The organism is Polaromonas sp. YR568, from assembly GCF_943369675.1.
Taxonomy (GTDB): Bacteria; Pseudomonadota; Gammaproteobacteria; order Burkholderiales; family Burkholderiaceae_C; genus Polaromonas.
In genome coordinates this window covers 76,381-85,174 of record NZ_CALROB020000024.1, presented here as the reverse complement: position 1 = coordinate 85,174, position 8,794 = coordinate 76,381, and the positions used below count along the sequence as shown (strand labels likewise).

The 8,794-nt window shown below is 70.3% G+C and carries 2 protein-coding genes; both read left to right on the top strand.

The annotated features are described in order from the left end of the window. Positions 1 to 375 precede the first annotated feature (375 nt). Positions 376 to 603: a hypothetical protein gene (locus ACLV8F_RS14685; RefSeq protein WP_411884939.1), complete on the top strand. Its 228-nt coding sequence runs from the start codon at positions 376 to 378 to the stop codon at positions 601 to 603. A 4-nt stretch (positions 604 to 607) separates the two neighbouring features. Continuing rightward, positions 608 to 8,740, top strand: coding sequence for a GH36-type glycosyl hydrolase domain-containing protein (locus ACLV8F_RS14680; RefSeq protein WP_411884938.1), 8,133 nt, complete (start codon positions 608 to 610; stop codon positions 8,738 to 8,740). Positions 8,741 to 8,794: the final 54 nt, after the last annotated feature.

The following is an 8,794-nucleotide window of genomic DNA, read 5'->3' as shown; positions in this document are numbered from 1 at the left end:
TGTTTTTGACCCCGGCTGGACCGAGCACCGCAGGTTGCCCCGGAGCGAAGCGCAGGGGACGCAGGAGCCAGGGTCGCCTTTCTTTTGGGTACTTTTCTTTGGCGAAGCAAAGAAAAGTGCCTCGCCCGCCGGGGCGAGACCCGGCCAGCAAGCCTATGCAAAGGGCACCAGCGCGCAAGCCGGAGCAAGACCCGGGGAGGCCACCCGCCGTAGGGGTATTCAAGGGAAGCGCATACTGTAGGCCTTGTCCTAGACAAACTCCAGCGTCTTCTGATGGTGCCTGACGGTACCGGTGCTTAGCATGGTGTAAGACAGGAGCGATGCTGCATTCCGCACGCATTGCCCAACCCCCAGCCTAGCCCGGAGCGCAGAATCATGACCACCCTGGAGATCATGGCCGACACACCGTCGGCCATTCGCAGCGATTTTGTTTCCACCGACGCCGCCGACCTGGCGTCGCACATGAACCAGTGCGCGCATTCACGCGGCCGGTTTTTCACCCTCCAGTCGGGCCTTCAGTCCGCGCATTCCGTGGTGTCGCCGCGCATCGTGACGGTGGCGCTCATCGTGGCCATCTGCATCGGCCTGCTCGCGCTAGCCTGAGCGCGTGACTACGCCGGTCATCGAGCGGCTGGAAACCCTCAGCACCTACGCCCGCCAACTTCTCGCCGCTCCCCGCGGCGACATCCAGCAACCCATACGCGCCGAGCTGTTCGGCGCGCAGCGTTTTGAAGAGCACGGCCGCAGCCTGGCCGCCGCGCAAGGCGTGCTGCCGCCCGGCAGCGGCGACACCGGTCCCCCGTTTTTCCCGCGCGTGCAGGAAAACATCGCCGCCATCCGACTGGCCTACGACTACATCGCGCTGACCTCGCTCAGCGGCCACTACGTCACGCCCGCGGCCGAATGGCTGCTCGACAACTTCCACCTGGTCGAGGCGCAGTTGCAGCAGATCCAGGACGGCGTGCCGCACCGCTACTACGCCGACCTGCCCAAGCTGGCCGACAAGCCGCTGCAGGGCCTGCCGCGCGTCTACGGCATCGCCTGGGCCTATGTGGCGCACACCGACAGCGTGCTCGACCCTGTCCTGTTCACCGCCTTCCTGCATGCCTACCAGGAGGTCAGCGAGCTCAACCTCGGTGAACTCTGGGCCCTGCCCACCACCTTGCGCGTGGTGCTGCTGGAGAACCTGCGCCGCATGGCCGACCGCATCGCCTGGAACAAGGTCGCGCGCGAAGTGGCCCACGCCGCCTGGGACAAGGCCGAGGCGCTGAGCCTGCGCGAACTCGACGAGCTGCTGGCCCTGATGCAGGTCCACGGCCTGGAGCGCAGCTACCTGACCCAGCTCTGGCAGCGCATGCCGGCCGGCCGCGCCGAGCCCGACGCGCCGCCCGCCCTGCCGCTGGTGCGCTGGACCGAGCAGCACTGCACCGACGCGCTGGGCATGATCGGCGAAGGCCAGACCGTGCAGGTGGCGGCCAACCTCACGGTCAGCAACATCATCACCACGCTCAGGCTGATAGGGCAGGTCGAATGGGTGGAACTCATCGAACCGGTCAGCCACTCGCTGCAGGTGCTGCGCCGGCTGCCGAGCTTTTCACGCGAAAGCGAACTCACGCGCCAGCAGATCACGCGCGCCATGGAAAGACTGGCGCAGCAGATGGGCAAGCCCGAACGCGCCGTCGCCGAAGCCGTGCTGGCCGCCGCGCGCCAGCCCAACAACTCCATGGTCGCGCGCACCGCCGGCTACTACCTGATAGGCCCGGGCCGGCCGCTGCTCGAAGCCGCGCTGCGTCCTTCCACCGGCCCGCACAAGGCCTTGCCGGCCACCGAAACCCCGCGCTCCTGGCGCCTGCCGCTGTTCGCCGCGGCCTGGGCCGCCGGCACCGCCGCGCTGCTGACCTGGGCCGCGCACCCGCTGGCCGACCTGCCCGCCGCCGCCTGGGTGGCGGTGTTGCTGATGGCCTGGCCGGCCTCCGAAGCCGTGGTTGCGCTGATGCACCGGCTGATCGCCGAGTCCACCCGCATCCAGCCGCTGGCCCGGCTGGACTTCAGCGGCGGCATCCCGGCCGAGCACCGCGTGCTGGTCGTGATTCCTTCCATGCTGACCTCGGCCGCGTCCAACGCCGAACTGGCGCACCAACTGCAGCTGCACTGGCTGGCCAGCCGCGAAACGCAGGCGCAATTCGCGCTGCTGACGGACTGGGCCGACGCCGAGACCGAAAGCACACCCGGCGACGCTGCGCTCTTCGACGACGCGCTGGCCCGGCTGCGCGCGCTGAACGTCGCCTACCCCGCGCCGCACGGCCAGCCCGCCCGCTTTGTGCTGCTGCACCGCCCGCGCAGCTGGTCGGCCACCGAGCGCCGCTGGATAGGCTGGGAGCGCAAGCGCGGCAAGCTCGAAATGCTGCTGCGGCACCTGGCCGAGCGTTCGGTGTCCCCGTTCGCTCCCGCAGGTGCCGACATGCGCCTGGCCGACGGCACGCGCTATGTGCTCACGCTGGACAGCGACACCGGCCTGCCCGCCGGCTCGCTGCGCGAACTGGTGGCGATTGCCGCCCACCCGCTCAACACGCCGCAGATAGACCGAAAGACGCGGCGCGTCACCGCCGGCTACGGCATCCTGCAGCCGCGCGTGGCCACGCCCCTGCCCGCGCGGCATGAGCGCTCGCCGTTTCACACCCTGTTCGCCGGCCAGCTCGGGCTGGACCCGTACAGCAGCGGCACCTCCGATCTTTACCAGGACGTGTTCGGCATGGGCAACTTCACCGGCAAAGGCCTGCTGCACGTGGCGGCGGTGCACGCCGTGCTGGACCAGCGCCTGCCCGAAGGCGCCATCCTGAGCCACGACCTGCTCGAAGGCAGCATCGCGCGCTGCGGTTATGCCGGCGACGTGGTGCTGATGGAAGACCAGCCGCACCATGCCGGCGTGGCCGCCTCGCGCGTGCACCGCTGGACGCGCGGCGACTGGCAGCTGCTGCCGCTGATGCTGCGCGCCAAGACCTTCGGCATAGACGCCCTGGGCCTGTGGCGCATGGCCGACAACCTGCGCCGCTCGCTGGTGGCGCCGGCCTGCTTCGCGCTGCTGGCCTGGGTGGTCTTCACCGGCGCCCTGCACATCCAGACGTCGATCGCCTTCACCTTCATCGCCTTCCTGGCCGGCCCATTGATGGGCGCGCTCGCCGGGCTGGTGCCCACGCGGCGCGGCATCGCCTGGCTGCATTTCTTCGACGTCGGCATGCGCGACGTCGGGCGCGCGCTGGCGCAGGCGCTGTGGCAGTTCAGCCAGCTGGCCGTGCAGGCCCTGATGCTGCTGGACGCGATCACGCGCGCCCTGTGGCGCATGGCCGCCAGCCGCCGGCGCCTGCTGCAGTGGACCACCGCGGCCCAGGCGCAGGCCTCGGCGCGCTACACGCTGGGCGCGTTTGTGCGCGGCCATGCGGGCGTGTCCGCGCTGTGCCTGGCGCTGGCCGTGGCCGCCTGCTGGAGCCCGCATCCCCTCATCGGCCCCGCGCTGTTTGTGCTGTGGGCGCTGGCGCCGCTGGCCGCCTGGTGGGGCAGCAAGCCCGGCGCGGTGGACCCGGCGACGACCGCGGATGCCGTGGACCGCGACTACCTGCTCAAGCTGGCGCGCCAGACCTGGCGCTTCTTTGAGCGCGTGGTCGGCCCCGAAGACCACCACCTGCCGCCCGACAACCTGCAGATGGAGCCCGAACCCACGCTGGCCCACCGCACCTCGCCCACCAACATCGGGCTTTACCTGATGACCGTCGCCTGCGCGCGCCAGTTCGGCTGGATCTCCACCGGCGAGATGGCCACGCGCCTGGCCGCCACGCTGGACACCGTCGAAGCCCTGCCCAAACACAATGGCCACCTGCTGAACTGGTATGAAACACGCACGCTGCAGGTGCTGCCGCCGGCCTACGTCTCCACCGTCGACAGCGGCAACTTCGCGGGCCACCTGCTGGCGGTCGCGCAATCCTGCCGCCTGCTGGCCGCGCGGCAAGGCACAACCGCGGCCGAATCCGCGCAGCTCATGCAGCTGGGCGAGCGCTGCGAACGCCTGTGCATGGCCATGGACTTCAGCGGCCTGTACAGCCCCAAGCGCCACCTGTTCCACATCGGCCTGCGCGTGCACGAGCAGGCGCTGGACGCGAGCTTCTACGACCTGATCGCCTCCGAGGCGCGCCTGACCAGCTTCCTGGCCATCGCCAAGGGCGACGTGCCGCGCCGCCACTGGCTGGCGCTGGGCCGCGCCTTCCTGACGGTGGGCGTCACGCCCGGCCTCAAATCCTGGTCGGGCTCCATGTTCGAATACCTGATGCCTTCGCTGGTCATGAGCGAGCCCGACGAGGGCCTGCTGCATGTCTCGGGCCTGGCCGCCGTGAAAGAGCAGCAGGCCTACGGCGACGCCCAAGGCCTGCCCTGGGGCGTGTCCGAGTCGGCCTATTTCGCGCAGGACCACACGCTGGCCTTCCAGTACTCGCCCTTCGGCGTGCCGCGCCTGGCGCTGCGCCGCACGCCGCCCACCGACCGCGTGGTGGCGCCCTATGCCAGCATCATGGCCGCGCAGTTCATGCCGCATGAAGCCGTGGCCAACCTGCGCCAGCTCGAGCAATGGGGCGCGCGCGGCGAGTACGGCTTTGCCGACGCGCTGGACTTCACCGTCGCCCGCCAGCCCGGCGCGCAGGCGCTGAGCCTGGTCAACACCTTCATGGCGCACCACCAGGGCATGGCGCTGGTGGCGCTGTGCAACGTGCTGTGCAAGGAGGCGCCGCGCCGCTGGTTCGCCTCGGCGCCGCTGGTGCAGGCCTTCGACTCGCTGCTGCACGAAAAAACCCCGCGCCAGATCATCGAAAGCGCCGACCCGCGCGCCCTGCCCGAACCCGAGGGCGCCACCGAAGCGCAGCTCTACCATTCGCGCGAACTCGACCCCGCCGCGCCCGGCTGGCAGCCCACGCAGTTGCTGTCCAACGGACGCTACAGCGTGGCCCTGCGCGCCAACGGCGCCGGCGTGAGCCGCTGGCGCATGGGCGACAGGACCTACAACATCACGCGCTGGCGCGACGACCTGCTGCGCGACGCCTGCGGCACCTTCATTTACCTGCGCCCCGCCGGCCAGGACCGCGTCTCCTCGCTCACCCAGCACCCGGCGCCACACCCCGACTGGCGCTACAAGGCCACCTTCCTGGCCGACCGCGTGCAGTTCGAGATGGCGTCAAGCACGCTGGAGACCCGGACCACCGTGCTCGTCAGCCCCGAGGACGACACCGAGCTGCGCATCGTCACGCTGCGCAACGTGTCGGATGCCGAGATCACACTGGATGTCATCTCCTGCTTCGAAGCCGTGCTGACCGACCCGCGCGCCGACGAGGCACACCCGGCCTTTTCCAACCTGTTCATGCAGACCGCGTGGCATGCCGAATGGCGCGCCTTGCTGCTGTCGCGCAAGCCCCGGCTGCAGGGCGACCCGGCCATGGCCGTGGCGCATTTCCTGGCCGACTCGGAGGCCAATGTGCGCGCCATCGACTTCATCGCCGACCGGCGCGCCTTCCTGGGCCGCAACCGCGGGCCCGGCGAGCCGGCCCTGCTGGCCGAAGCGCGCGGCGAGGACGGCTCGCCCATCAACGGGCTGGACCCTGTTGCCGGCCTGCGCGTGCGCATACGCATTCCCGCCGGCGGGCTGGCGCGCCTGAGCTTTGCCACCGCCGCCGCGGCGGATGCCGGCGAGCTGGCCGCGCGCATCGACAAATACCTGCAGCCCATGCACGTGGAGCGCGCCACCCGCATGGCCGCCACGCTGGCCCAGGTGCGGCTGCGCGACCTCGGCGTGGACCCGGAAGAAAACGCCGCGCTGCAGGACATCAACACCGCGCTGATGTACAGCTGCGCCCGGCCCATGGCCGAGCGCGGCCTGATCGACCAGCGCCAGCTCTGGCGCTTCGGCCTCTCGGGCGACAAGCCCATCGTGCTGGTGCTCATCCACTCCAGCGCCGGCATGGGACTGGTGCATGCGCTGCTGCGCGCCCAGCCCTGGTGGAGTTTCTGCGGCCTGGCCGCCGACGTGGTCATCCTCAACAGCGAAGCCAATTCCTATTTGATGCCGCTGCAGCGCGACATCCTGGCGCTGCGCGACCGCACCTTGCAGCAGGCCGAGAACAGCTTCCCGCGCAGCGACGCCGGCGGCTTTTTCCTGCTGCGCGAGCAGGAGATCGTGCCGTCCGAAAAAGCCGCACTGACCGGTTTGGCCCGCCTCGTCCTCGTGGCCGACGGCCGGCCGCTGGAACAGCAGGCCACCGCGCTGCAGGCGCTGGGCACTGCGGCGCCGCGCCCCGGCATCGACCCTCTGCCGCAGGTAGCAAAGACCGCGCAAACACCGCCAAGCCGCTTTGACGCCGCCAGCGGTGAATTCCAGTTCGACGTCGACGGCACGCACCGCCCGCCCCGCCCCTGGGTCAACGTGATCGCCAACGCTTCCTTCGGCTTCCAGGTCTCCGAAGCCGGCGCCGGCTACACCTGGGCCGGCAACAGCCGCTTGCACCAGCTCACGCCCTGGTCCAACGACCCGGTGACCGACCCGCGCTTTGAGCACTACCTGCTGCAGGACCTGGACACCCAGGCGCTGCTGCCGCTGGATGCTTCCGCCTCCGGCACGGGCGGCGGCACACCCTGCCGCGTGCGCCACGGCCAGGGCTACAGCGTGTTTGAACGCCGGCACGGCGCGCTGCAGGCCGAGACCACCTGGTTCGCCGACCTGAGCGATTCCGTCAAGCTCGTACAGATCAAGCTGCGCAACGAAGGCACGGCCCCGCGCCGCCTGCGCGCGCTGGCCATGGTCGAGTGGCAGATGGGCGCCGCGCGCCACGAACGCCGCACCGTGCACGCCTGGCGCGCCAAAGACGGCGCACTCAACGCCGTGTTCGCCCAGCAACGCGAAAGCCGCGCCGGCTTCGGCGGCAGCACCGCCTTCCTGGCGCTGGCCGGCTTGCCCGGTGCGCCGCAATGGACGTGCGACCGCAGTGAATTTTTTGATGCCGCGGGCCGCCTCGCACCGCCCGCGACGCTGGGCCAGAACGCCGCCAGCGGCAGCGACCCCTGCGCCGCGCTGGCCGGCGACTTCACGCTGCAGCCCGGCCAGAGCCTCACGCTGACCTTCATGCTGGGCCATGCCACCGATGCCGCCCAGGCCGGCGAGCTGGCGCGCGCCTGGCAAGGCCGCGATACGGCGGCGGCGCTGGAGCAGGTCAAGGCCTGGTGGGCCGGCCTGCTCGGCAAGGTGCAGGTGCGCACGCCCGACCCGCTGTTCGACGCGATGGTGAATCGCTGGCTGCTGTACCAGACGCTGGCATCCCGCCTGTGGTCCAAGGCCGGCTTCTACCAGGCCGGCGGCGCCTTCGGTTTCCGCGACCAGTTGCAGGACGCGATGGCCTTTGCACTCATCGAGCCCGCGCGCCTGCGCCGGCAGATTTTGCTCAACGCCTCGCGCCAGTTCCCCGAAGGCGACGTGCAGCACTGGTGGCACGCGCCCGGCGGCGAAGGCGTGCGCACGCATTTTTCCGACGACCTGCTGTGGCTGCCCTATGCCTGCGCCTGGTACGTCGCGGTGACCGGCGACACCGCCATCCTCGACGAGCAGGTCGCCTTCATCGACGGCCCCACGATTCCCGAAGGCGCCGAAGACGCCTACTACGCGCCGCAAACCAGCACGCAAAGCGCCACGCTGTTCGAGCACTGCGCGCGCACGCTGGACCGCAGCCTGCCCACCGGCGCCCACGGCTTGCCGCTGATGGGCACCGGCGACTGGAACGACGGCATGAACCGCGTGGGCCATGAAGGCCGCGGCGAATCGGTCTGGCTGGCCTGGTTTTTGTGCCGCGTGGTGCAGGACTTCGAGCCGCTGGCCCGCGCGCGCAACGACAGCCGCGTGGACACCTGGCTGGCCGCGCGCCAGGGCTGGATCAGCGCCTTGCACAAAGACGGCTGGGACGGCGCCTGGTTCCGCCGCGCCTTCTTCGACAACGGCGCGCCGCTGGGTTCAGCCAGCAACAGCGAATGCCGCATAGACCTGATCGCCCAGGCCTGGGCCGTGCTGTCCGGCGCCTCCACCGATGAGTTCACCGTGCCCGCCATGCAGGCCATGAACGAACAGCTGGTCGACCACGACGCGGGCCTCTTGCGCCTGCTCACGCCGCCGCTGCAGCACGCGGCCGACAACCCCGGCTACATCCAGGCCTACCCGCCCGGCGTGCGCGAAAACGGCGGCCAGTATTCACACGCCGCCGTCTGGGCCATGATGGCCCAGGCCGCCACCGGCGACGCCGAGGCCGCGTGGGAAAGCTTCCAGGCCCTGAGTCCCGCCCACCGCAGCGAACACCCGCTGCGCGGCCCGGCCTACGAACTGGAGCCCTATGTGATGGCCGGCGACATCTACGGCAGCGCCCCTTACGTGGGCCGCGGCGGCTGGAGCTGGTACACCGGCTCGGCCGCCTGGCTGCACCGCGCCGCGCTGGAAAACATCCTGGGCCTGAAGCTGCAGCAAGGCGAGCTGTCGCTGTCGCCTTGTGTGCCCGCGCACTGGCCCGCGTTTGAGATTGACTTGAACGTGCAAGGCCATGCGCTGACGATTCGCTGGCAGCGCGACGATGCGGCGGAAGACGGGTTCCAGGACGCCCGCGTGGTCGCACCCGGGCAGCCAGTGCGGCTGGGGGATTTGCCGGCGAATGCGCGCCTGCTGGTCCGTTAACCACGGGGCTCCTTACTATTCCCCTCCCCGTCTCCCTCTCCCCCTGGGAGAGGG

Coding starts and splice junctions, on each gene's coding strand:
- ACLV8F_RS14685 (WP_411884939.1), top strand. CDS start 376: ATGACCACCCTGGAGATCATGGCCGACACACCGTCGGCCATTCGCAGC.